We start from the raw sequence: 25,116 nt of genomic DNA, 5'->3' as shown, positions 1-25,116 counted from the left end.
CAGGTGCTGGTTGATCTGTTCGTGACTCACGGTTGGAACCTCGTATAGCACTGGAAATAATTTGGGGCGCACATTATCCAACTTAAAAGGCGATACGGCAAATAGCCGTTTGTCTGCCCCGACCATGACACTGTCACAACCGGGCGATAGAATAGCGCCGCCCCGGCAAATGATGCATTTATTCAGGAGAACGCTTGCCCCATGACCAAAGGCCAGGCCCACGCCCCGCTTATCGCCCCCGCTGCCCCTGAAAAGGCCGCCGACCACAGAAAATGGGGGCAACTGAATGGCTGTGCCGACGCCCTGGCCATCTGCGAGAGCGCCCGCGCCCACAAAGGTCTGACACTGGTCATCACCCAAAGTACCAGCGAAGCCATCCAGCTGGAGCAATCCATCCGGTTTTTCCTGGGGCTGCCCACGGATGAAGACGGCGCCACCGTTTCCTCCGATGGCATTGAGCTTTTGTCGCTCCCCGACTGGGAAACACTGCCCTACGATCTGTTTTCGCCACACCAGGACATTACCTCGAGGCGGATTCGCTCCCTGCACCGGTTACCCGGCACACGCCACGGCATTCTGGTAGTACCGGCACGCACCCTGATGCACCGGCTTGCCCCCCCGAGCTATCTGCAGGGTAATACCCTGCTGCTGGAAGTGGGCCAGACCCTGGATATCGACAGCTGGCGAATGCAACTGGAGGCAGCCGGTTATCATCATACCGACAACGTGTATGAACACGGCGAGTATGCGGTACGGGGGGCCATCCTCGACATTTACCCCATGGGCTCTAACCTGCCCTACCGCATTGATCTGTTCGATGACGAAATCGAAACCCTCCGGACCTTTGACCCGGAAACCCAGAGATCCATCGATAAAACCGAACGCATCGAACTTCTGCCAGCCAACGAATTTCCCTGGCACAAGGAAGCCCGCTCAGGCTTTCGCAATCGCTGGTTTGAATATTTCCCCAATGCCGACAAAGACGCGCCGGTTTACCAGGATGTTACCCACGGCATCACACCGCCTGGCATTGAGTACTATCTTCCACTGTTTTTCGATGAAACCGCCACGCTGTTTGATTATCTGCCGGGCAGCACCCTGGTATTCACCGCCAACGGTCTCAATGATGCCGTCAATGCCTTTGATGCGGAAACCCGGGCCCGTTACGAAGACCGCCGTCACGATCGCCTGCGCCCTATTCTGCCCCCCTCCGAGCTGTTTCTGCAGCCGGATGAAGTGTTCGGGCAACTCAAACACTACCCCCGCATTACCTGCAGCAGTCAGGCCGAAGACGGCGCGGGCGCCAGCAACTGCGGTACCGAATCTCTCCCGGATGTCGCCATGGACGGGCGCGCCGCTGATCCGGCAGGGCGTCTCAAACGGTTCATTCAGGAGTTCCACGGGCGCATCCTGATCTGTGCTGAATCGTCCGGGCGCCGGGAGGCGCTGATTGACAACCTGGCCGATCACAAGCTCAAGCTGGCAACCGTGCAGAGCTGGTCGGAATTCCTCGAAAACGAGAGCACCACTCTGGCCATCACCATTGCCCCACTGGAACAGGGCATGGTGTTGCCCGGCCAGAATCTGGCACTGATTACCGAAACGGCGTTGTTTGGCGAGCGGGTGCTGCAGCGTCGCCGGCGCCAGAAACCAACCGAAACCGACGATGCCGGCTACCGGGACCTGTCTGAACTGAGAATTGGCGCACCGGTCGTGCATATCGACCATGGCGTAGGGCGCTACAAGGGGCTGGAGACACTCACCGCCGGCGGCCAATCCGACGAATTCCTGACCCTGGAATACGCCGGCGGCTCCAAACTCTATGTACCGGTGTCCAGCCTGCACCTGATTTCCCGTTACGCCGGCACCGATGAGGAACACGCACCGCTCCACAAGCTCGGAACAGAACGCTGGAGCAACGCCAAGCAAAAAGCGCTGGAAAAAATCCGCGACACCGCCGCAGAACTGCTGGATGTTTACGCCCGCCGGGAAGCCCGGAAAGGCTTCCAGTTTGAGGACCCGAAAGAGGCCTATCGGGCCTTTGCTGCCGGCTTCCCGTTTGAGGAGACGCCGGACCAACAGGTGGCCATCGAATCGGTGTTCGAGGATATGACGAGCGAACGCCCGATGGACCGGCTGGTATGCGGCGATGTCGGCTTCGGTAAAACCGAAGTCGCCATGCGCGCAGCTTTTCTGGCCACATGGTCTGGCAAACAGGTGGCCGTGCTAGTACCCACTACTCTTCTGGCCCAGCAACATTACGAGTCGTTCCGTGACCGGTTCTCGGATACGCCGGTAACTGTAGAGCTTCTGAGTCGGTTCCGCAGCGGCAGCCAGACCAGCAAGGCCATCACCGCCATAGAGGAAGGCAAGGCAGATATCGTCATTGGCACCCACAAGCTTCTGCAAGGCGATATCAACTTCAAGAATCTGGGGCTGGTGATTATCGACGAAGAACACCGGTTTGGCGTTCAGCAGAAGGAAAAACTGAAATCCCTGCGGGCCGAGGTGGATATGCTGACCCTCACCGCCACACCGATTCCCAGAACCCTGAACATGGCCATGGGCCACCTGCGCGACCTGTCCATTATCGCCACCCCACCAGCCCGCCGACTGTCGGTGAAAACCTTTGTGCGCCAGCACGACGACGCCATGGTGAAAGAAGCGATTCTGCGGGAAATCCTGCGGGGCGGTCAGGTCTATTTCCTGCACAACGATGTCGCCACCATCGAGAAAACCGCGGAAGATCTGCGCAAACTGATCCCCGAGGCGCGGGTGGGTGTGGCACACGGCCAGATGCGCGAGCGCCAGCTGGAACAGATCATGTCGGATTTCTACCACAAGCGTTTCAACGTACTGGTGTGCACCACTATTGTGGAAACCGGCATCGACATCCCCAGCGCCAACACCATTATTATTGAACGGGCAGACAAATTTGGCCTGGCGCAGCTGCACCAGCTTCGGGGTCGCGTGGGCAGGTCTCATCACCAGGCGTACGCCTATCTGCTGACACCACCGCCAAAGGCCATTTCCGCCGATGCCAGGAAGCGACTGGATGCGATTTCCGAATCCCAGGACCTGGGCGCAGGCTTCATGCTGGCCACCCACGACCTGGAAATCCGGGGCGCTGGCGAGCTGCTGGGTGAAGAACAGAGCGGTCAGATCGAAAGCATCGGCTTTACCCTCTACATGCAGCTGCTGGACGAAGCCGTAAAAGCGATTCGCGACGGCCGCACGCCCAACGCCGAGCTGCCTCTCAGCCATGGCACCGAAATGAACCTGCGCATTCCGGCCCTGATTCCCGACGACTACCTGCCAGATGTCCACAACCGCCTGATGCTGTACAAGCGTATTGCCAGCGTGAAGGATCGTGAGGCATTAAAAGAACTTCAGGTTGAGATGATTGACCGCTTCGGATTATTACCAGCCCCGGCCAAGAACCTCATGCGCCAGGCACAGCTACGTTTGCAGGCAGAGACTCTGGGCATCGTGAAAGTGGATGCCGGCAAGGAATGGGTGCGGCTTGAGTTCGGGGCAACGACACCGGTCGACCCTCTCGAACTGGTTAAAAAAGTGCAATCCGCTCCAGATCGATACCGGCTCGAAGGCGCCAACAGCTTTCGCTTCCGGCTGAATGATGACTCAACCGATGGTAAACTCGACGCCATCGCAGCGATGCTCGAAGAACTGGCGCCCGACAAGGCCCCGGCAAAGGCATCGTGATAAAAAAGGATTCAGGTGGAGTAACGCCCTTGCAAGCTCACATTTTATGCTCCCGGCAAACCCTGGCCAGTGCGGCGCTGTTCGCCTCAGTTGCATTCACACCGGCTATCCTTTGGGCCCAGGGCGCTTCAGGCAATGTCCCGAACGACTACTACCGGGCAGAGCTGGTGATTTTACAGCGTCTGGTGGACCCGGCCGGCATTGAAGAGCAGATGGCGAACAAGTCGGTGGAACCTGTCGAAGAGGCCGGCAAAACCCTTTGGGTGGAGCAGGAATCCGGGGAGCGGGTAACCGAACTCAACCTGGTACCCCGCAACCAACTGCACCTGGGCGAGGCGGCCAACCGGCTCGAGCGAAGCGGTAACTACCGGGTACTGGCGAGTGCCGGCTGGTATGAAGCTTTTCCGCCCGACTACGAGGGCGAACCTCTGCGTGTCGCAATCGGTGACTGGCTGGCCGAGTCTGGCCAACGAGCGGTGGAAGGCCAGATCACCATTGACCGCCAACGCTACCTGCACGTTAATGTGCAGCTTAACCACTGGGCCGTCAGCGACGATCCCGAGGCCGTGCCGGCAGAGCCTGAAACACCGCCTCAGACCGAAGCGGTTGCGGAGTTTTCCGATCAGGACTCTGGCAATACACTTGATAGCGAAACCGGTGGTTCAGCATCAAAAGGCACCGGTACCGCTTACCAACTTCGTCCGGCACCAGTAGAACTGGTGACCTGGATTCGTGAAACGCGGCGGATGCGCAGTGAGGAAATCCACTTCATCGACTCCCCCACCGTCGGCGTCCTGGTTTTCTTCAAGAAGATTGAGGGGTAAGCGCAAGCTGCCCCAGACTTGCCATTGAACGCTCCAGAATCTGCCGAACGCCGGACATGCCCTGGGCAATCGCTTCTTCAATCTCGGCCATGGTAATAATGTGGTCGGTTTTACCCGCAGCCCAGTTCACCACCAGCCCGAGGCTGACGTACCGCAAGCCCAGCTCTGCCGCCAGCACTGCCTCGGGCATGCCGGTCATACCAACGATGTCACAGCCATCCCGCTCCATCCTGCGGATTTCCGCCGCCGTCTCCAGCCTGGGCCCCTGCGTCGCGCCATAGACACCAAACCCGGAAAATGACAGAGACGCCGCGCGAGCAGCATCAATCAACACCTGACGCGCTTCCTGATCGTAGGGCCAGGTAAAATCAATGTGTGTAACTTCCTCCAGCTCGCCTTCGAAGAAAGTGCTGGCCCGGCCCCAGGTGTAGTCGATCAGTTGATCCGGGATCACGATGTGGGCCGGCCCCATATTGGCATGTATGCCACCAACCGCGTTTACACCCACCAGCACCCGAGCGCCGGCATCATGCAACGCCTGAATGTTGGCCCGGTAATTGACCTGATGGGGCGGAATACGGTGCGGGTTACCATGACGCGCCAGAAAGATAACAGGCTGATCACCCAGTTGCCCCCGCACCAGCGTGGAGGAGGGCTCACCCCACGCAGTTGTCACTATCTCTTCTCCGGTGATCTGAATATTGCTCAGGCTGGTCAGCCCCGTACCACCGATAATTCCTACCGGTACATTGTCATTCGTTACTGTCATTCCCCGTCTCCGGAATCTGAATCGGCTTCACCGTAACCGCCATCATGATCGATATTTTTTCCGGATTTTCCGGAATCAGCATCCTTGTCCGAGGACTTGTCGTTTGAGTCCTCACGTTTTGAGGAATCACGCCCGTCTACCCGCACCCCATCCGGCAGATGCAGCGTGCGCGTCGGGAAGGCCACCTCGGCACCATGGTTTTCGATGATGTCACTGATTTTCAGTAACACATCTTCCTTCACCTCATGGAAACGCACCCACTGGGTGGTTTTGGTAAAGGTGTACACCATGATATCCAGTGACGATGAATTGAATGCCAGAAAATTAACGATCAAGGTCTCGTTGGCATCAATCTCTTCATGATTCTTCAGCATCTCCCGGATTTCGTCCACGATGGTTTTCATGGAATGCACATCGGCATAGCGAATGCCGATGGTCTCGTAGATCCGGCGATTGGTCATACGTGATGGGTTTTCCACTGCAATAGTGGTAAACGCCGCATTGGGGACATAAAGCGGGCGCTTGTCGAAGGTGCGAATGGTGGTCAGTCGCCATCCGATATGCTCAACCGTACCCTCAATGCTCCGATCCGGGGATCGAACCCAATCCCCCACCTTGAACGGACGGTCCAAATGGATAATGAACCCACCGAAAAAGTTCGCCAGGAGATCTTTCGCGGCAAAACCAACCGCGATGCCCCCGACACCACCAAATGCCAGCACGCCTGAAATACTGAAGCCCAGGGTTTGCAGGGCGGTCAGCGCGGCGGTAATAATCACGACCGCTCGCGACAGCTTGCTGATGGCATTGACCGTGGTGTAATCCATCGGCTTGCGCATCTTGATCGGAGAGGTGAGGATGTTCTCGAACTGTTTGATCAGCCGGATAAAAAACCAGACCACCACCCAGACAAAACCGATCTGAAGCAACGTTCCGTTGGCCTTGAAGACCTCAGCCTCGGAAAAATGGTGTGCCACTTCGGCAGCCCAATACACCCCCTGGAGCCATACGAAAGCCACGACAGGCCGACGGACCGCGTGCAGAATAGCATCGTCCCACAGGTTATGAGTGCTGGCGAATTTGCGCTCCAGCGCAGAAATCACATGACTGGCAATGTAGGCAACCGCCGCCGTACCCAGCACGAGCAGGAAGACGAGCACACCGGCCCGCCAACCCTCAGACAGCAACCCGAACTGCTCTATCCAGCCATTCAGTACACCCAAAACTTCGCCAATCATCCTGTCCCTCTGAATTATGCGGGTTAATAGATACTGACCGGGGTCCCCGCTGGAACCCGGTCAAAAAGCTCAACAATATCGGCATTGCGCATCCGGATGCAGCCATGGGATCTGGCAACCCCCATAGGTTCACTGTCCGGCGTGCCGTGGATATAGATAAAACGACGAAAGGTGTCTACCCCCGGCCCACGGTTTCGCCCCCATTCACAGCCACAAAGCCAGAGTATACGGGTAAGAATCCAGTCGCGCCCCGGATTCGCTGATGCCAGACTCTGGCTGTAGATCTCGCCAGTGGGACGGCGCCCGCGATACACCGTATTTAATGGCTGCCCTGCCCCGATTCGGGCGCGGACATAATGCTTGCCAACAGGGGTACAGCCACTGCCGTCGGCCTGGCCGGGGCCATTCAGGCCAGTGGATACCGGGTAGCGGGCAATGATATCACCCGATTGAGTAGCCAGTGTCAGGAACTGATTGGCGATATCAATGGACAGGGTAACCCCGGGGGGCTTGTTATCGGGCATTGGTAGCGACTTCCCTCCGGCTGCGAACCAGAGGGAAGACTACCCGAGGCGGGGGAGTTCAGGCAACCGAAACGCCTGAAGCGGTAGGCGGCACCAGCATTTTGTCTGGCGCCTTCATGCCTGCGGCCAGGAACGGCACCAGGCGTGCGGCAATTTCCTGAACCGTGGTTTCAACGCCCAGCTTGTTTTCGAGAATATCAATCAGGGCATCACTGCTGGACATGGTGAAGGCCGTCGCTCCCAGCATGAACTGGATGCGCCAATAGCGATCAACCGAGGACAACTCAGGCGTGGCCTCTTTGAGCAAGCGCATGAAACGACCAAAGGGCTCACTGTATTCCTGTTCGAGAAATTTACGCAGGTGGCCCTGAGACTGGGTATAGGCAAGACCGAGCAAGCGCATGAAGATGGATATGCCTTTCTCATTACGCTGAGGCATGCGCACGGCACTTTCCGTAAGCGCCCACAGGGTCTGGTTCAGCGTGGGCGGCTGGCCATCACAACGCTCTTCGAGTTCATCAAAGGCGGTATCCAGGGTGGCCGAAAACGGCGTCAGGAACCGGGCGAACACGGCGTGGATCAGGGCATTCTTTGACCCAAAGTGATAATTGACAGCGGCCAGATTTACCTTAGCCTTGCTGGTAATCATACGAAGCGATGTTTCCGAGAACCCACGCTCGGCAAACAGCTCTTCGGCAGCGTCAAGAATGCGGTCAACGGTATCAGACTGCGCCATTTTGTTGTCAGAGCCTCTAGCAAACGTCTGTTTGAAACATACGTTTGAAGGTCTGTCATGTCAAGCTCGGTCTTCAGGAACCGCCGCCACTGCCTGCCAACCCCGGTCTATCGCGTCCTGATTGCCGTCGAAAAACGCTTGCTGGACTTTGCCATAGGCTTTCTCGGCTTCCAGCAGATAGATAAGATACAGCCGAACATGTTCCCGCCGGGTAAGATAACGCGGCAACACCCGTTGCTCAGACAGTCTGAGCAATTCACTGAAGCGGGTATGACGCAGTGTCGGGTTGTACTCTGCCATACGCGCACACTGCCATATCAGCCCGTCCTTTCCCTCCAGGTGGGCCGCATGTTTGCGGGCATCCCGAAGCATGCGCTGTCGGCGAATGATTAAATCCATATAGGAGGGGCTGGAAGTGTAAATCCGACGGATAAACGGCACTCCCAGCAACAGAATAATCACGAAAGCGCCAAAACCTCCACCGGCTACCCAGGCCGGCACAAAACCGGTCAAACCACTGAGGAAAAACGTCGCAGCCAAAAGGGCACTGAAGATCCACAGGTCTCGGCTACGCCGCGCAGCTGCCATCTGATAGTTATCCGGCCAGTCCGACATAGCCAGCAAGTTGAAGTCCATCAGCAGAACCCGGTCACACTGCCTTAGCATAAGACGCAGCTTGCGCTGTCGCGACTCCGCCAACGCCTGCTCGATATCCGGGTTCTCCGACCCGGTCTCGGCAGTCCGATCCTGCGATTCCTGCGCCTCGGGCCGCTCGCTGCCGGATTCAGTATTCTGGCCCTGGTCATCATCAGCCTGCAGGGCAGCGGTTCTTTGCGCCGCATTGAGGGCGGATTCCGGTGTCGCCGGCACCGGATCAGCGGCCCGGCCGGGGCGAAGCACCGCTCCGGATGCGTTGGCCGGATCTGTCTTGTCTACTGCTGTATTTTCCGCCATTGAGGTCACTGTTCTTCAGGTTCTTTATGCAAGTATCGACCTTTACGAACAATTCTTGAATGTCGGCTTTGCCGTCATAAACGGCTTGCAGACTTCTTGGCAACACTGGCAGGCGCCGGTATGCTTGCGCCAATCAACGGCTTTCAGGAGAGCATGTATGTTTACCGGTATCGTTCAGGGCATTGCACGGGTCGAAAACGTGATCGCGGCGCCGGGCCTGAGCACCTTCGTGATCGAGCTCCCGGAAGACCGGGTTCAGGGCGTAACCATCGGTGCCTCGGTTGCCATCAACGGCACCTGTCTGACGGTTACCCGCCAGGAAGGCCACCGGCTGTACTTCGACGCCATGCAGGAAACCCTGCGCTTGACCACCCTCGGCGACCTGAAACCCGGCGACGAAATCAACTTCGAGCGCGCCGCCCGAATCGGCGATGAAATCGGCGGCCATCTGCTCAGTGGCCATATCCACACTACCGCAACCATCGTCGATATTCTGCGGCCGGAAAACAACGTGACCCTATGGTTCGAACTACCGGAAACCTGGGCGAAGTACATCTTCCCCAAAGGCTACATTGCCATCAATGGCGCCAGCCTGACCATTGGCGAGGTGGAAGGTAACCGCTTCAACGTCCACCTTATCCCGGAGACCCTGCGTGCCACCACGTTTGGGAAGGCCACTAAGGGGCAAAAGGTCAACATCGAGATTGATAGTCAAACCCAGACCATCGTGGATACCCTCGCGCGCCTCGGCTACGATCGCCCGGCGACGGCCTGAGACTCACACCGCGCCATTCCGGGCTTCGAACACCACGAATTTCGGGCTTGCAGCTCTCTGTTCAACGCTGCTGAAGTATTGTTTCAGGGAACGGTGATACCCCAGGTGGCGATTGCCCACCATCAATACGCGGCCGCCCGGCGCCAGATGCCGGGCGGCATCCCTGAACAGTCTCAGTGCGATGTGATCACCTACCACGCCACCCTCATGGAAGGGTGGGTTCAGCAGAATAAGCTGATAGTCAGGCAAATCATCTGCGATGCCGTCCTGATGCCATAAGTGCACGCAATCGCCGCCCTCATACCGGTTCAGGTTATGCTCAACACTGGCAATGGCCTGGCTGGATACGTCACTGAAATGCACTTCGGCGCCCGGCCTGCCGGCAAGCGCAGACAACCCGAGCACGCCATTCCCACACGCCAGATCCAGAATCCGCCCGGCCGGGGGCACTCGACTAACCGCCTGAGGAATCAGCGGTAACAACTCCCGCGTGCCAATATCCAGCTTATCTCTGGCAAATACTGCGGGCAGCGCCTCGACCGGCCCGGGCAATCCTGCCACCGGGTAGCCACGCCATTGCTCCTGCCATTCCGTCAATGTGGCCGAGCCACCACGACACACCACTACCCGCGCCTTTTTACGGGCAGGCAACACCTGTTCGGTGACCACCGCACTGGCGAACACATCAACACTACGATCGGGCAGATGCTTGATCATACCGCCCGCCAGTATTTGTCCGTCTTCCGCCAGCACGCTGTTGAGCCACCGCAACAACCAGGCCAGATAACCGGCCTGACGGGGAATACGGAGCAGCACCAGATCAAAGGGCCCTGAGGGTGGCCGACGCCAGTTCAAAACCGTCGGGCAGTCGGGTAACCCCGGATTGAGCGAAGCGTTCGTCAACACGGAGTGTGCGAGCGTCGCGCTGTCGGCAACTGTCTGCGGCTGATAGCAGGCAAGCCCGAGGGTCAGAGCACCAAACTGGTCGTCCACCACCAGCACGCGCAAACCGTCTGCCAGATAAGGCTCCGCAGCCGAGAACAACAACTCGTCGGCAGCGTCCCAGGCGCGCAGCCCAGCCGTTCCGCCTGGCCGGATCAGGCGGAGTTCACCGGCAGGTGTCTGGAGTCTGGCAGTTGTCATTTTGGGCTTCCGTTGGCAGCTTTCGGGAAAATAAACACTTTTAGGCTGTTTATTCTAGAAATTAAACCTAAGTTAGGGGTGTTCACGCCGAACACCCTTTCCGGTCATGCCCCAGCCCTGACCCGGCTGGCCGGCCGCATTTTTCCGGACAAGATCTTTTGCCCCTTACCCCAGGGGCTTTTTTCTGTCTGTTTTTCAGCCCGACTTTTTCCGAAATGCCCGGTAAACGGTAAACCGCCGATCCTGCGCAAGTTTCTCAACCGGGCCGATGTGTTGTCGAATCAGGGCTTCATACGGCAGAAAACTGTTGGCCACCAGCCTCAGCTCGCCGCCGTGCGCGAGATGAGCGGCCACCTGGGCCAGGAACTGCTCGGTCATGGATGTATCGGTTTTTACACCGGTGTGGAAAGGCGGGTTGCTGATCACGGCCGGCCAGTTGCCTTGAACGGCAGCCAGGCCATCAGCGGCAAAAATCTCACCGTTTACCCCTGCCTTACGGTAACTTTCCCGGGCACAGAACACGGCCTGCGCCTGAACATCGGTCCCATCTACTCGAATTGGCTTCTTCCCCGCCAACTGATGAAAACCATGCAGCCAGGACCCGATAACACCTGCACCGCAAGCGAAATCGAGCACCCGATCGACACCCAGGGGTGACTCAGCCAGGGTTTCCAACAACATCCGGGTGCCATCGTCCAGTCGACCCAGACTGAAAACGCCTGGCAAGCCGGCAACAGAGAGCGCCACGCCAGCGCAGGAAAGCTCCGTCCAGCTGAGCCAGTCAGTCAACCGGAATTCGGTCAGGGGTTGGGTATTTCTGCCGCACCAGACCTGGCAATGGCGGGCGCTGTCGACCTTTACAACCTCCCCGGCGACGACGGAAAACTGCTTTATGGCACCGGCAATGCCTTCCTTCTTCTCGCCAATAACCACCAGTGCCGCACCTGGTTTGCCGAGGTAACGAGCCAAAGCCAGGCGGAGCTCACACTCAGCCCGGGCTTTAGGCAAAAATACCACCACGGTATCGCAAGAGCCCTGCTGCTGCCGATCTGGCTCGTAACCAAAACAGCCAGCCCAGTCAGTGTCATGGAACAGGATTTGCCAAAGACCGGCGTGCTCGGTCATCGCGATACCGGGAACCGGGCATCGGGGCAAAAGCGATGCATCCGAGACGCCTAACAGCGCTGGGCGTCCATTCAACAGATGCGCATTGCGGAGCAGAACTTCGTGGGTATTGGGCAGTGCAGACATGGGTAGCGGACCATTGCCAGAATCATGAGCCGCGTATGCTAACCGGAAAAAAGCCCCGAGTCTGCCCTGTGGCATCAGTCGGGGCTGTCGCTATCGGGGTCGGCCTCTGGGGCCGCCCGGGAAGAGCCAGATATTATTTGTAACGTGCAACCGTACCCACACGCAGGGCGTCTTCAGGTGACATTCCCCAATCTTCCGGGGTGCGTGCTTCGGTGCGCTTGGCCTCAGCCCTTGCGCTATCCATGGCAGAACTTTCGTTTCTGCGGGTTCCCAGTGCCTGCAGGGCTTTCTGCATCAGTTCTTTCATGGTTTACCTCCCTTACTGCTTACAGTTGCTACTGTAACAGACGCAGAAGGTCACTACTGTGATGACGCCACGGGTCAGGAAGTGACGAGCATCACGATTTTTTGACAGTTTTTGACATTCTTCGTATTATATTTTTTGGCGACCGGAGCGAACCGGTCGTTCGATCAGCTCATCCAGACTGGACTGACGAATCGTTTCCCGGTCTGCCTCACTGGCGATCGACAGCCCCATATCCCTCAACAGCCCGTCGGCCACGTCGTAAACGAAACCGTGCACGGTCAATGGCTGGCCGCGACGCCAGGCTTCCTGAACGATGTTGTTCTGGCATACATGCCCTACCTGCTCTACCACGTTCAGCTCACACAGGCGGTCTACCCGGTCCTGCACATTGGGAATGGCGTCCAGTACGGACTGGTGACGGTCACGCACGTCCTGAACATGGCGCAGCCAATTTGAAATCAGGCCAAAGCCTTCGTTCAGCAATGCCGCGCGCACGCCACCACAACCGTAATGCCCCACTACCAATACGTGTTTAACTTTCAACACTTCAATGGCGAACTGGAGCACCGACAGGCAGTTGAAATCTGTATGCACAACCACGTTGGCCACGTTTCTGTGCACGAAAAGCTCACCGGGGAGCAAGTCCACAATCTGGTTCGCAGGTACCCGACTGTCGGCACAGCCGATCCACAGGTACTCCGGTGCCTGCTGGTTCGAGAGCCGGTCAAAGAACTTCGGGTCCACCGACTTGATGCCATTGGCCCAGGCCCGGTTCTTGTCCAGTAGATGTTTCAGTGGTGCCATTATCTTGTTGCTCCTGCCATTGATTCCCGCTGCGGGATTGAACGGGAATCAACGACATAACGCAATAGTCAGTTGGTCGTTACGTCTTCCGGGCTCTGATGCATGGTGCTTTGCGCCAGGTCCAGCAGCTCCCGCAGTGCGACCGAGAACATGGCGTATTCTGGTTCCCTTACGCCTTTGAGTTCCGCCAGCATCGCGTTCCAACGATCAATCATGTGCTGGTTGCGCTGCTCCCAGGCGTTCACACTATCGGTGACTTTCTCCGGGCTTTCAGCGGTTTTCAGCACACCGGTGGTCAGAGCCCGTTGCTGCCAGTCCAGATCCTCCCGGAAGCTTTCCCGCGCCAGGGCCTGCCAATGGGAACTTGGCGTCAACGCTGCGATGGCATTAGCGAACCAGGTCAGGTCGAGACGGTCACCCAGATCGTAGTACAGGTTGGCCACCGTTTTCAGCGGCATGCCTGTGGCTTCCTGTGCCTCGATAATACCAAGAGAGGAATACAGATAGCCGGTTCCTGCCAGCACCGACGCCAGTTCCTTCGGCAAACCCGCAGCCATCAGCTGATCATTGCGTTTTTCCCAATTGGCACGAGCCTGGTCGCCAAGGTATTCCGGCAGTCCCGAGGTAATGGCCCAGACGCTGTCGGCAAACCGCTCCATGTGACTCTGGATATTGAGTTCTGCCCGGCGATTACGAAGCAACCAGCGCACAGCCCGACGCATCAGACGCATCAGATCCTGCATCAACTCCATCTGCAGATCCGCGGAAACGTGGAAATCCAGCGCTTCAATCTTGTCCCACCAGCTGTCGATGCGGAACACATCCCGGGCAATAATCCAGGCCAGGGCAATGGATGCTGCGTCCGCCCCGGTAGACTGGTTCAGGCGCTCCACAAAGGTAATGCCCATGTGGTTAACCATGTCGTTGGCGATCTGGGTTGCGATGATCTCCCGTCGCAGCTGGTGCTCACCCAGCTCTTTCGAGAAACGCTTTGTCAGATCCCGCGGGAAGACCTTGTACATCTCACCCGCCAGCAGAGGATTGTCCGGCAGATTACTGTCGATCAGCACCTGCTTCAGATCCCCTTTGACGTAGGAAATCAGCACCGACAGTTCCGGCCGCGTCAGCCCTTTCTTGGCCAGCTTGCGCTCTGACAGGGTTTCGTCATCCGGCAGGAACTCCAGTGCCCGGTTGAGCTTGCCTTCGCTCTCGAAGGTATTCATCAGCCGACGATACTCTTCCAGCCGGGTGGCGGCATCCTCGCTGGCGATACTGATGGCCTGGGTCTGACGGTAGTTGTTCTTCAACACCAGCGAGGCAACATCATCAGTCATTTCCTCCAGCATGATGTTGCGCTGCTTACCAGTCAGATCGCCCATGGCTACCGCCCGGTTGAGCAGGATCTTCATGTTCACTTCATGGTCAGAGCAGTCCACGCCGCCCGAGTTGTCGATGAAGTCGGTATTCAGGCGACCACCCTTCAGGGCGTATTCAATCCGCCCCATCTGGGTGAAGCCGAGGTTACCGCCCTCGCCTACAACCTTGCAGCGCAGCTCGGCACCATTGATCCGCAGGCCATCGTTGGCCTTGTCGCCCACGTCGGAGTGGCTTTCACCGCTGCCCTTCACGTAAGTGCCAATACCACCAATCCAGAGCAGGTCCACTTCGGCCTTGAGGATGTGACTGATCAGCATATTGGGCGGAACGCGGTCCGCCTTGATGCCCAGCAGCTTTTTCATTTCCGGGCTAACCGGAATGGACTTGGCATTGCGGCTGAAAACGCCGCCGCCCTTCGAAATCAACTTGCTGTCGTAATCGGTCCAGGCGGAACGCGGCAGTTCAAACAGGCGCTTACGCTCCTTGTAGCTGCGTTCGGCGTCCGGGGTCGGGTCAATGAAGATGTGGATGTGGTTGAAGGCGGCCACCAGCCGGGTTTTTTCCGAGCACAGCAGGCCATTACCAAACACATCGCCCCCCATGTCACCGATGCCGATGGCGGTAAATTCATCCACGGCCGGGTTGATGCCCATCTCACGAAAATGCCGTTCCACGGAGACCCAGGCGCCCCGGGCGGTAATGCCCATTTTCTTATGGTCATAACCGTTACTACCACCGGAGGCGAAGGCATCTCCCATCCAGAAGCCGTATTCCGCGGCCAGGCCATTAGCGATGTCGGAGAAAGTGGCGGTGCCTTTGTCAGCCGCCACCACGAGGTAGTGATCGTCTTCGTCATGGCGGATGACCCGCTCCGGCGGCTGGATGCCGGAATCCACCAGGTTATCTGTAATATCCAGCAAGCCCCGGATGAATGTTTTGTAGGCCGCAATACCCTCTGCCTGGAATGCCTCCCGGTCGGACGGATCGGGCAGACGCTTGGCCACAAAGCCACCCTTCGCGCCCACCGGCACAATGACCGCGTTCTTCACTTGCTGCGCTTTTACCAGGCCCAGGATTTCTGTGCGATAGTCCTCGAACCGATCCGACCAGCGCAAACCACCACGGGCCACTTTGCCACCACGCAGGTGAACCCCCTCCACTCGAGGGGAATACACAAAGATCTCGAACATGGGCAATGGCAGCGGCATGTCCGGAATCTGCGACGGGTCAAATTTCACACTGATGTAGGGCTTGGGCCGGCCCTCACCATCCGGCTGGTAGTAGTTGGTGCGCAACGTCGCCTGCATCAGCTCCAGATACAGCCGTAGCACCCGATCCTCACTGAGGTTTTCCACCTCATCCAGGCCGGCGTTGAATTCGATTTCCAGTTTCTGCTGGGCCGCCTCGCTTTTACCCTTACTCTTGAAACGCTCAGGGTTGAATCGGATCTCAAAGTATTCCAGCAGGATCCGTGTCAGGTTGACGTGGTTGACCAACGTGTTGGAAATGAACGTCTGACTGTTAGAGAACCGGATCTGGCGCATGTAGCGGGCGTAAGTACGCAGCAACGCGATCTCACGCCAGCTCATGTAGGAGGACAACAACAGGCGGTTAAAGGCGTCGTTTTCGGCTTCACCGTGCCAGACCCGGCGGAACAATTCTTCGAAAATCGGGCGAATACGGTGAATATCCACCATATTGCCGGTGTGGGATTGCAGGGTAAAGTCATGAATCCAAACCGTTTTACCCGTTCGATCAATCACCTCAAACGGGTGCTCGCCAATCACCCGGAAACCGAGATTGTCGAAAATCGGCATCACATCCGACAGTGGCAGCGGCTCGTCCGGATAAAACAGTTTGAAATGCAGCGTGTTCTCGTCTTCTTCCAGGGCCCGGTAGAAGCTCATGGCCAGATCATCGTCGCGGGCAGAGGCAGTGATGTGCTCCAGGTCGATGGCCGCCCGGCGAGGTGAAAACATGTCAGTGTAGCTGGCCGGGAAACCGCCTGCCCAGACGCGATACAGCTCATTGCCCTGCTCTTCGCCATAAGCTTCGCTAAGCGCCTCGTAAAGGCCGTCGCGCCAGGACTGGGCGAGCTCAATAACCTTGTCGCGGATCTCCGCCAGCGGCAACTGGCGATTTTCGACCTGTGGCACCCGGATGGTGAACTGTACCCGGGCCAGCACCGATTCGGAAAAATGAGTGACAAACTCAATATCCTCGGCCTCTAGGCGATCCAGCAGTACCTGTTCCACCTTCAGGCGCAACTCGGTGTTATAGATATCCCTGGGGAAGAAGGCAAGACAGGTTACAAACTGGCCGTATACATCCTCCCGCATGAACAGCTCAATCCGGCGACGCTCCTGGATGTACAGAATGTTCTTGGCAACGCGCAGCAGTTCGTCGGTTTCAATCTGGAACAGCTCGTCCCGCGGATACAGCGTCAGGATCTGCTCCAGCTCCTTACCAGCGTAATCGTCGGTCAGGAAGCCGGATCGCTTCATCACGCTCTGGAACTTGCGCCGCAACAGCGGAATTTCATCGGGACGCTCGTTGTAGACCCGAGCGGTGTATAGACCGAGGAAGCGGCGCTCACCCACCACTTCGCCCTTGCTGTTGAATTTCTTGACCGCGATGTAATCGGGATAGGCCGGCCGGTGCACCCGGGACCGCTGCGCCGATTTGGCGAAGATGAAGATGTCATCGGAACGGGTCATTTCATGGCGGGTACGCTGCGGCAGCTCATTCAGCCGGACCCGATCAGGGCGTTCGTTGTTGACTCTAAGAATACCCAGCTCCGAGTTTTCCACCCGGCGCACCACCATGCCCTGCTTGTCCTTGGCAAAGTCGTATTCGTCGTACCCCAGAAACGTGAAGTGGTCATCCACCAGCCAGGTCAGAAAAGCCCGGGCTTCGTCCTTGCCTTCTTCACTGATTCCCGCCGTGGTGGCATCCAGCTCCTTGACGATCTCGCTGACTTTCTCTTTCACGATCGGGAAATCACCCACCGCGATGCGTACCTCGTGCAGCACTTTCTGCAGAGTCTGCTCCAGGTCGCGCAGGTCTTCCGGGGCACTGTGGCGGTCGATTTCAAGCACGATGAACGCTTCGTAGCTTGCGTCCTTCGATGCCTTTTTGGTGGTGTGCAGTTTCTTCAGCTTACCATTGTCATCCCGCTCCACTCGCAGGATGGAATGCTGAATGGAGTGGGTGCCGATTTCCCGCTGATTGATGGCCATGCGCAGGGAATCAATCAGGAACGGAATATTGGGGTGGAGAATGAAAACAACGCTGTGGGTAGACTGCCAGCCGTCACTTTCCAGGTCCGGGTTGAACACCGAAACCGGGGTTTCATCGGCACTGCGTTTTTGCAGGAACTGCCACGCCGCCAGGACGGCACCGTAGGTATCCGAGAAGCGGCGACTGGCCAACTCCTCCAGAGGAATATGAGCGTAATGCTGTCTGGCAAAATCCGCGATCTTCTTTGCCTCGGTTTTTGCAATCTTTTCTGAGAACGCATCGGCCAACTGTTCGAAAAACTGATCCTTGCTGGCGATTGTCAGCGCATTCATATCCGACCTCTGGTTTGTGTGAAAGAAACGTAATCAGGGTATCGTCACATAAGCATAGTCAAACCCTTGATTTTTGCCGGCCAGACGCCAAAACTGCGGCAATCACTTACGCAGGCATTCATACATCAAGAGCAGTTATTTCATGTCGTTACAGCAAACGTTCGGTGATCTCAGAGCACAACTGGCCAAGCGTATTATTGGCCAGGACAAACTGGTCGACCGGCTACTGATTGCCCTTCTGGCCGATGGCCATCTTCTGGTTGAGGGCGCGCCGGGGCTGGCCAAAACCACCGCGGTGAAAGCACTGGCCGACCATCTGGAGGGCGACTTCCACCGGATCCAGTTCACTCCGGATCTGCTGCCCTCTGATGTCACCGGCAGCGAAATCTACCGCGCCGAGACCGGTACCTTTGAATTCCAGCGCGGCCCCATTTTCCACAACCTGGTGCTGGCCGATGAAATCAACCGGGCACCGGCGAAAGTCCAGTCGGCCCTGCTCGAAGCCATGGGCGAACGCCAGATCAGTGTTGGCATGAGAACCTTTCCCCTGCCCAAACTGTTCATGGTGATGGCGACCCAGAACCCGATTGAACAGGAAGGCACCTACCCGCTGCCGGAAGCCCAGCTTGATCGCTTCCTCATGCATGTGGTGATCGACTATCCCTCTGCCGATGCCGAGCGTGAGATTCTGCACCTTGCGCGCAGCGACTACCGTCAGGGAATCCCGAACGTAGACATTCGTCTAACCCAGGAACAGGTGATGGCCGCCCGGCAGGCGGTTTCGGATATCTACATGGCGGAACCTGTGGAGCAGTACCTGCTGGCGTTGATTCTGGCCACCCGCGATGCCGCGACCCTGGACCCTGAACTGGCTCGATGGACCGCCTTCGGCGCCAGCCCCCGCGGCACTATCGCACTGGACCGATGCGCCCGGGCACTGGCCTGGCTCGATGGACGGGATTACGTGACACCGGACGATGTCCAGACCATGGCTTACGATGTGCTGCGCCACCGGATTCTGTTGACCTTTGAAGCCGAGGCCGAAGGCATGACCGCCGATTCCGTGTTGCAGAGGCTGATCGACCGGGTGCCGGTTGCCGCCTGAGGTTTTGCTGACAGGAGACCATCACAGCGTCATGGCAGATTTCAGCCCAGCCACTCTCATTACTCTGCCGGAGCTGGTGCGCCTGCAGGCAGATGCACGAGCTCTGAAGCTGCCATCGGTAAAACCGGTCCGGTCACGCCAGGCCGGGCTACGCCAATCACGGCAGAAAGGGCGCGGAATGACGTTTTCCGAAGTGCGCCAGTACCAACCCGGTGATGACATTCGCAGCATAGACTGGCGGGTAACGGCCCGGCGCCAGGCACCACACACCAAGCTGTACGAGGAAGAGCGGGAACGACCTGTACTGTTGATTGTCGATCTCGGGCCGACGCTGTTCTTTGCCAGTGCCGGCGCCTACAAACAGGTCCGAGGTGCTCAGGTTGCGGCTCTGCTGGCCTGGCTGGCACTCTGGGCGGGTGACCAGGTGGGGGGCCTGGTGTTCAATGACCGGGACCTGGCCGTACTCCGGCCCGCCCGGCGCCGTAAGTCCGTCTTGCGCCTACTGGATCACCTGGCCAATCACCAGCACCAGGGCAAAACACCACCAGCCCCCGCAACGGACTCCAGCCATGGGCTGGACACAGCGCTGGCAGAAGCTCGCCGGGTCACACACACCGGTTCCCGCGTTTTTATCATCAGTGACTTCATGAACATCACCGAGCAGACCACCACCCTTCTGGGGGCCATGAGCCGGCACAACTCGGTCAGCGCCATCCGCATTCAGGACCCGCTGGAAAAGGCTCTGCCTTCATCCGGCCGGTTTGCCGTTGCTGGCCCGGACGGCCCGATCTGGTTCGATGCCTCGAATCCTCGCTTCCAGCAGGCCTGGCAAGGCAAAATCGACGCCCATGAGCAACGTCTGGCCGACTGTTTTCGGGCATCCGGCGTGGCTTCTGCAACGCTGTCGACCGGAGAGGATCCGGCTACGGCCCTGCGCCTGATGCTGGGCCCGGGAGGTCGCATCGGATGAACCCTCAGGATCCCCTGGCACAGCTTCGTGATATCCAGTTACCAGCTACCGGTGGTTGGTGGCCCCCGGCCCCTGGCTGGTGGCTGCTGGCAATATTGACGATTGCCGCTGTGTTGGCATTTGCGTGGCTGTGGCGCCGTCAGCGCCGAAAGCTTCGCTGGAAACGCAGGGCCTGGTCCGAACTGCAACAGCTTGAAAGCAAGGCCCGGCCTGCGCCGGAATGGTTCGCGGCGCTCAATGCCCTTCTCAAACGAGCGGCACGGCAGAGCCATCCGGAAAAGCATCCAGAGGCCATGACCGGGCAGCAGTGGATCGACTTCCTCCTGGCAACCGCGCCGAAAGACCGCATCGCCTCCCGCCCCGTCGTTGAGGCCATGGTCACAAGCACCTGGCAACCACGTCCCGGCGCACAGACTGAACAGGCGCTGGCGTTCGCCAGAACCTGGCTGGAGGCCCAGTCATGATCAGTCTGGCTTACCCGTGGGTGCTGTTACTGGCATTGCTTCCGCTGCTGTTTGGTTACCGCAAGCGCCAGAGCGAACCGGTGGATGCTCCGGTCATTCCCGTCGGGCACTGGTTGTCCGGAATGCCGGGCGTGAGCTCCCGGGGAAGATCAACGCCGCTCTGGCGCCAGCTTCTGCTATTGCTGGCCTGGCTATGCCTGGTGGTCGCCCTGGCCCGCCCTCAGCATGTTGGCGAAGAAATCCAGATGCCCGTAACCGGCCGCGATCTGATGTTAGTGGTCGACATTTCTCCCAGCATGGACGAACAGGACATGGTGCTTCAGGGCCGCAGCATCAACCGCTTGCAGGCGGTGAAACGGGTGCTGGATGATTTCATAGACCAGCGTGAGGGCGATCGGCTGGGGCTCATTCTGTTCGGCACCGAACCTTACGTTCAGGCGCCACTGACCTTCGACCGGGAAACGGTACGGACCCTGCTGTTCGAGGCAGGCCTGGGCATGGCGGGCCGGGCTACCGCCATCGGGGATGCCATCGGGTTATCGGTGAAACGTCTGCGCGAACGCCCCCAGGAACAGCGAGTGGTGATCCTGCTGACAGACGGGGCAAATACCGCCGGCCAGGTCAGCCCGGACAAGGCCACGGAAATTGCCCAGGCTGCCGGTGTGCGGCTTTACACCATCGGCATCGGCGCCGATACCATGATCCAGCGCGGGCTGCTGGGTTCAAGGCGGGTCAATCCCTCAAGGGACCTTGATGAGGAACTGCTCACGCGCATGGCAGAACAGACCGGTGGCCGGTATTTCCGGGCCCGAAGCCTGCCAGAGCTGGAAATGATCTACGACAGCATCAATCAGCTCGAACCGATAGAACAGGATGGCCAGTTCTACCGGCCGGTGACAGAACTCTACGCCTGGCCCGCCGGCATGGCCGCCGGGCTTTGGCTTCTGTTAATTGCCCTGCGACTGGCATCCAACCGTTATCAGCAAAACACCGCTACGGAGGCTGGCCATGGCTGACTTCCATTTTCTGCGCCCCTTGTGGTTAATTCTGTTACTGGCGGTTCCAGCCCTGTTTCTGGCCCGACATCAACTTCGTCAGGGTGAGACCGGATGGGCCCGATACATCCCCGCTCACCTGTTACAGCCCCTGATTCGTTCCCGGGCCAACGAAACTACTGGCACCACCCGATCGCCCCTGTTGCCCCTGAGTCTAGCTCTGGTTCTGCTCGCAATTGCCCTCGCCGGGCCAAGCTGGCGACAGGCACCGACTCCCCTGAAACAAACCCACGACAGCCTGGTCATTCTTCTGGATCTGTCACTTTCGATGCTGGCCACCGACGTAGAACCGGACAGGCTGACCTTGGCCAAACGCAAGGTCCGCGACATTCTCGAGCAGCGAAAAGGCGGTTTGACGGCGCTGGTGGTCTACTCCGGCGACGCCCACACGGTAACGCCACTTACCGGCGACACCCGCACCATTGAGGCCATGCTTAGCGTGCTGGACCCCACCATCATGCCTGCCCAGGGCAACCGCGCCGATCTGGCCGTGCGGCAGGCGGTCGACCTGCTGGACCAGGGCGCACCGGGCCAGGGTCGCATACTGCTGATCTCCGAGGCGGTACCGGAACAGCAATACAGTGCAATCCGTCAGCAACTGGCAGAGACTCCCTATCCCCTGAATACTTTGGTGGTGGGCACCCGCGAAGGCGGCCCCATCCCCCTGGCAAAGCGCGGATTCATTCGGGACAACGGCAGGATTGTCATCAGCCAGGCCGAACCAGACTCCCTGGCCCAACTGGCGAGCATCAACGGCGGAACCAGCCACGAACTGACCCTGGATGACCAGGATATTCGCGCCCTGGCCCTGGAGCCATCACAGACCGACGAATGGCAGAACGAACAGGACGGCATGACCGTTAATCGCTGGCAGGACGACGGCTACTGGCTGCTGTGGCTGGTGCTGCCGTTACTCATTCTGGGCTGGCGTCGGGGAGCCTTTGCCATTCTGGCTTTCGCGCTGATTCCGCTGGCAGGCGCTCCGCGCCCGGTTCAGGCTCTGGACTGGGGCAGCCTGTGGCTGCGAGAAGACCAGCGTGGGCCAGATCTTATCCAGCAGGATCCGGCCAGGGCCGCCACCGTTCTGGAACAGCCGGGCTGGCGCGGTTCAGCGCTCTATCGCGATGGCCAGTACAGTGCCGCCGCGGAAGCCTTTGCCAATCAACCGGGGGCCGCCGGCGACTACAACCGGGGCAACGCCCTGGCCCGGGCCGGCCAACTGAAAGAGGCCATTGACGCCTATCAACAGGCACTGAAGCAGCAGCCGGATTTCGAAGATGCGCGCTTTAACCAGCAACTGGTTGAGCAACTCCTGAACCAGAAACAGAAGTCTCAGGGCGAGGGAGAAAGTGACAACAACCAGGAAAGCAACGATCAGAATTCCGGACAGCAGAATGGCTCCGGAGGCCAGGAAAATGACAGCCAGGACAGCGCCGGGCAGGATTCTGCAAACAACAATGGCGAAAATCAGGATCCCCGGCCTGGCGAGCAACTGCAGCCCTCCGAAAACGGCGAGAATTCACAGGATGCCGCCGGAGAGCCACAACCGGAAGATGGCACACAGGAGCAGCGGAATGCCCAGGCAGGCCCGGACGGGCCTTCCGGAGAGGGGCAGAGTGGTGCCAGTGCGCCCGCCGAAATATCAGAACAACCCCTGAGCCAGGGCCAGGAGCAGTGGCTGCGGCGCATACCGGATAACCCCGGCGGGTTACTGCAACGCAAGTTCCTGCAACAGTACCAACAACGACAGACAACACCCGATGAGGGCGACACACCATGGTAACGCGCGTTATCTCCCTTGCCGCGACACTTCTTTTTTTGTTCCTGTCAGCCGCCAGTCAGGCTGCCGACAGACTGGTGGTGGAACCGGATCGAACCCAGCTCTACGAAGGTGAGGTACTGACCCTGACCGTCAAGGGCTCCATGAAAATCGACATTAATCTGAGCAATCTGTTCAGCTTCGATCTGTCACAGTTGCCTTCGCCAGATATCGAAAAGGTGGAGCCGGATTTCGAAATTCTGGCCCGCAACCAGCGCTACAGCGTGCAAACCGTCAACAACGAAATGGTGGGCGAAATAACCTGGACCTATCAGCTCGCCCCGACCAGCACCGGCACACTGACAATTCCCGAACTGACGTTCAAAGATTCCGTTTCCGACCCGGTCGACATCGAGGTTATTTCCGGCACCCCGCCGGATCAACCGGCGGCCACCCGTGACAGCTTTATCGAGCTGTCCGCAGACAAGGCGGAAGTGTACGTTCAGGAACAGCTGGTACTGACCATACAGTTGTTCTTCTCCGGCAACCTGATCCGGGGAGAGCTGTCGGAGCCTGAGCACCCGGACGCTATCATCGAGTCACTGGGCAAACAGCGTGAGTTTACCCGCTATCGCGACGGAATCCGGTATCGGGTGGTTGAGCGGCGTTACGCGATCTTTCCCCAAACACCCGGCACTCTCAGCCTGGAGCCCATCCGGTTCGAGGGCCAGGCCAGGGATGCCTCTGGCCAGCTGCGCTTCCTGCGTGACCGGCAGCAACTCTATGACGTTCCGGTCAAACCCGTACCTGCCGGGTATCCGGACAATCAGCCCTGGTTACCAGCACGAAGTCTGACCCTGAGCGACGAAGGCCTGCCCTCTACCCAGGAACTCGCCATCGGCAGCAATCTCAGCCGGAAAGTAACTCTGCAGGCGCTAGGATTGCCCGCAGAAGCCCTGCCGCCTATATCCCGGGAGCTACCGGACGCCATCCGCAGCTACCCGGAACAGCCCCTGCGCAATACCGAAACCACTCCGGAGGGGCTTCGCGCCACACTGCAGCAGGTGACCGCCCTGGTGCCCGTCCAGGCGGGCGAAACCACCCTGCCCGCGCTTCGTGTACCCTGGTGGAACACCGACACCGACCAGTTGGAGCACGCCGTGTTGCCGGAGCGCCGTTTCCGGATTACCGGCGATAACGCCACCTCCGCGCCGCCCGCACAGATAACGGACGATTCAGCGGGGCCCACAGGTTCACCGGTAACCCCGGAGACAACCGAGGGCTCAGAACCATACGGATACCGCCTCTGGCTTTGGGCTACGGTTGTGTTTGCGGCCCTTTGGTTGCTGACCCTGGCGCTCTGGTGGCGGGCTCGTCAAACCTCAGCACCGGGCTCCAAAGAACCCGTCGATGGCGGCATCGACAACGAACGTGAAGCGTTTGAAGCACTTCAGGCTGCGGTCAAACGAGGCTCCGGGGAAACGTCTACGCTGCTGCTGCGCTGGGCCCGACTGCGCTTCCCAAGGCTCTCATTTGATTCCGTTTCGGATCTGTTCAAACTGACAGAAGACCGCGCACTGAAAACCGCCTTTGACCGCTTTCAGGCCGGACTGTATTCGGGCCAGCACCATACCCACGAAGAGAATGCGAGGCAACAACTGCAACAGGCACTGGATAGCCTGCGCCGGAACACCGCCCGGGACAACGAAGCGTCATCGCCAGACCTACCGCCGCTGTATCCCGCGTCTCTCTCGCGCTGATTCCGG

19 protein-coding genes are annotated in these 25,116 nt (G+C 58.7%); 9 read left to right on the top strand and 10 right to left on the bottom strand.

The features are described from left to right. The first annotated feature begins 201 nt into the window (after positions 1–201). Together mfd and MARHY_RS06545 are read left to right on the top strand one after the other, a co-directional pair. Positions 202–3,723 (top strand): transcription-repair coupling factor, encoded by a 3,522-nt coding sequence (gene mfd / locus MARHY_RS06550; protein WP_014421079.1) that lies wholly within the window; start codon positions 202–204, stop codon positions 3,721–3,723. Positions 3,724–3,752: 29 nt separating this feature from the next. After that, positions 3,753–4,547 (top strand): CsiV family protein, encoded by a 795-nt coding sequence (locus MARHY_RS06545; protein ID WP_014421078.1) that lies wholly within the window; start codon positions 3,753–3,755, stop codon positions 4,545–4,547. On the opposite strand, the gene MARHY_RS06540 is transcribed toward MARHY_RS06545, so the two are convergent. Genes MARHY_RS06540 through MARHY_RS06520 form a run of 5 tightly spaced genes read right to left on the bottom strand, consistent with a single transcriptional unit; the run spans position 4,528 to position 8,768 of the window. Continuing rightward, positions 4,528–5,316: an S-methyl-5'-thioinosine phosphorylase gene (locus MARHY_RS06540; RefSeq protein WP_014421077.1), complete on the bottom strand. Its 789-nt coding sequence runs from the start codon at positions 5,314–5,316 to the stop codon at positions 4,528–4,530. The two genes, MARHY_RS06545 and MARHY_RS06540, sit on opposite strands and share 20 nt — an antisense overlap. Further along, on the bottom strand, positions 5,313–6,554 hold the full coding sequence (locus tag MARHY_RS06535; protein ID WP_014421076.1) for a mechanosensitive ion channel family protein: 1,242 nt from the start codon (positions 6,552–6,554) through the stop codon (positions 5,313–5,315). Before MARHY_RS06535 ends, MARHY_RS06540 begins: the two co-directional genes overlap by 4 nt. Before the next feature lie 23 nt (positions 6,555–6,577). Next, the gene (locus tag MARHY_RS06530; protein WP_014421075.1) at positions 6,578–7,078 is read right to left on the bottom strand and encodes a L,D-transpeptidase; all 501 of its coding nucleotides are present in this window, start codon (positions 7,076–7,078) and stop codon (positions 6,578–6,580) included. Positions 7,079–7,136: 58 nt separating this feature from the next. Then, a complete protein-coding gene (locus MARHY_RS06525) occupies positions 7,137–7,814 on the bottom strand; it encodes a TetR/AcrR family transcriptional regulator (protein WP_011785412.1) in 678 nt (225 codons plus the stop codon). A gap of 60 nt (positions 7,815–7,874) precedes the next feature. Next, the gene (locus MARHY_RS06520; protein WP_014421074.1) at positions 7,875–8,768 is read right to left on the bottom strand and encodes a hypothetical protein; all 894 of its coding nucleotides are present in this window, start codon (positions 8,766–8,768) and stop codon (positions 7,875–7,877) included. Positions 8,769–8,925: 157 nt separating this feature from the next. On the opposite strand from MARHY_RS06520, the gene MARHY_RS06515 reads away from it, so the two are divergent. After that, on the top strand, positions 8,926–9,543 hold the full coding sequence (locus MARHY_RS06515; RefSeq protein ID WP_014421073.1) for a riboflavin synthase: 618 nt from the start codon (positions 8,926–8,928) through the stop codon (positions 9,541–9,543). 3 nt (positions 9,544–9,546) lie between these two features. Here the strand turns inward: MARHY_RS06515 and MARHY_RS06510 are convergent, their stop codons facing one another. The 5 genes from MARHY_RS06510 to MARHY_RS06495 form a co-directional block, all read right to left on the bottom strand. Next, positions 9,547–10,686, bottom strand: coding sequence for a class I SAM-dependent methyltransferase (locus MARHY_RS06510; RefSeq protein ID WP_014421072.1), 1,140 nt, complete (start codon positions 10,684–10,686; stop codon positions 9,547–9,549). 195 nt (positions 10,687–10,881) lie between these two features. Further along, positions 10,882–11,937: a methyltransferase gene (locus tag MARHY_RS06505; protein WP_014421071.1), complete on the bottom strand. Its 1,056-nt coding sequence runs from the start codon at positions 11,935–11,937 to the stop codon at positions 10,882–10,884. A gap of 133 nt (positions 11,938–12,070) precedes the next feature. Beyond that, the gene (locus MARHY_RS18825) at positions 12,071–12,244 is read right to left on the bottom strand and encodes a hypothetical protein (RefSeq protein WP_014421070.1); all 174 of its coding nucleotides are present in this window, start codon (positions 12,242–12,244) and stop codon (positions 12,071–12,073) included. A gap of 126 nt (positions 12,245–12,370) precedes the next feature. Continuing rightward, positions 12,371–13,048 carry a carbonate dehydratase gene (gene can / locus MARHY_RS06500; RefSeq protein ID WP_011785417.1) on the bottom strand — a complete coding sequence of 226 codons (678 nt, stop codon included), beginning with the start codon at positions 13,046–13,048 and terminating at the stop codon, positions 12,371–12,373. Between the two features lie 68 nt (positions 13,049–13,116). Next, a complete protein-coding gene (locus MARHY_RS06495; RefSeq protein WP_014421069.1) occupies positions 13,117–17,997 on the bottom strand; it encodes an NAD-glutamate dehydrogenase in 4,881 nt (1,626 codons plus the stop codon). A gap of 142 nt (positions 17,998–18,139) precedes the next feature. Here MARHY_RS06495 and MARHY_RS06490 point away from each other — a divergent pair, with 142 nt between their 5' ends. Genes MARHY_RS06490 through MARHY_RS06465 form a run of 6 tightly spaced genes read left to right on the top strand, consistent with a single transcriptional unit; the run spans position 18,140 to position 25,110 of the window. Further along, positions 18,140–19,102, top strand: a complete 963-nt coding sequence (locus MARHY_RS06490; protein WP_011785419.1) for an AAA family ATPase — start codon at positions 18,140–18,142, stop codon at positions 19,100–19,102. A gap of 31 nt (positions 19,103–19,133) precedes the next feature. Further along, a complete protein-coding gene (locus MARHY_RS06485) occupies positions 19,134–20,072 on the top strand; it encodes a DUF58 domain-containing protein (RefSeq protein WP_014421068.1) in 939 nt (312 codons plus the stop codon). Further along, positions 20,069–20,536 carry a DUF4381 domain-containing protein gene (locus MARHY_RS06480; protein WP_014421067.1) on the top strand — a complete coding sequence of 156 codons (468 nt, stop codon included), beginning with the start codon at positions 20,069–20,071 and terminating at the stop codon, positions 20,534–20,536. The genes MARHY_RS06485 and MARHY_RS06480 overlap by 4 nt, the downstream gene beginning before the upstream one ends. Next, on the top strand, positions 20,533–21,552 hold the full coding sequence (locus MARHY_RS06475; RefSeq protein ID WP_014421066.1) for a vWA domain-containing protein: 1,020 nt from the start codon (positions 20,533–20,535) through the stop codon (positions 21,550–21,552). The genes MARHY_RS06480 and MARHY_RS06475 overlap by 4 nt, the downstream gene beginning before the upstream one ends. Further along, the gene (locus MARHY_RS06470) at positions 21,545–23,374 is read left to right on the top strand and encodes a VWA domain-containing protein (protein WP_014421065.1); all 1,830 of its coding nucleotides are present in this window, start codon (positions 21,545–21,547) and stop codon (positions 23,372–23,374) included. Before MARHY_RS06475 ends, MARHY_RS06470 begins: the two co-directional genes overlap by 8 nt. Then, positions 23,368–25,110, top strand: a complete 1,743-nt coding sequence (locus MARHY_RS06465) for a BatD family protein (RefSeq protein ID WP_014421064.1) — start codon at positions 23,368–23,370, stop codon at positions 25,108–25,110. Before MARHY_RS06470 ends, MARHY_RS06465 begins: the two co-directional genes overlap by 7 nt. Positions 25,111–25,116 lie beyond the last annotated feature (6 nt).

Origin of the sequence: Marinobacter nauticus ATCC 49840 (genome assembly GCF_000284615.1) — a bacterium.
Taxonomy (GTDB): Bacteria; Pseudomonadota; Gammaproteobacteria; order Pseudomonadales; family Oleiphilaceae; genus Marinobacter; species Marinobacter nauticus.
This window is presented reverse-complemented; position numbering and strand designations above follow the sequence as displayed.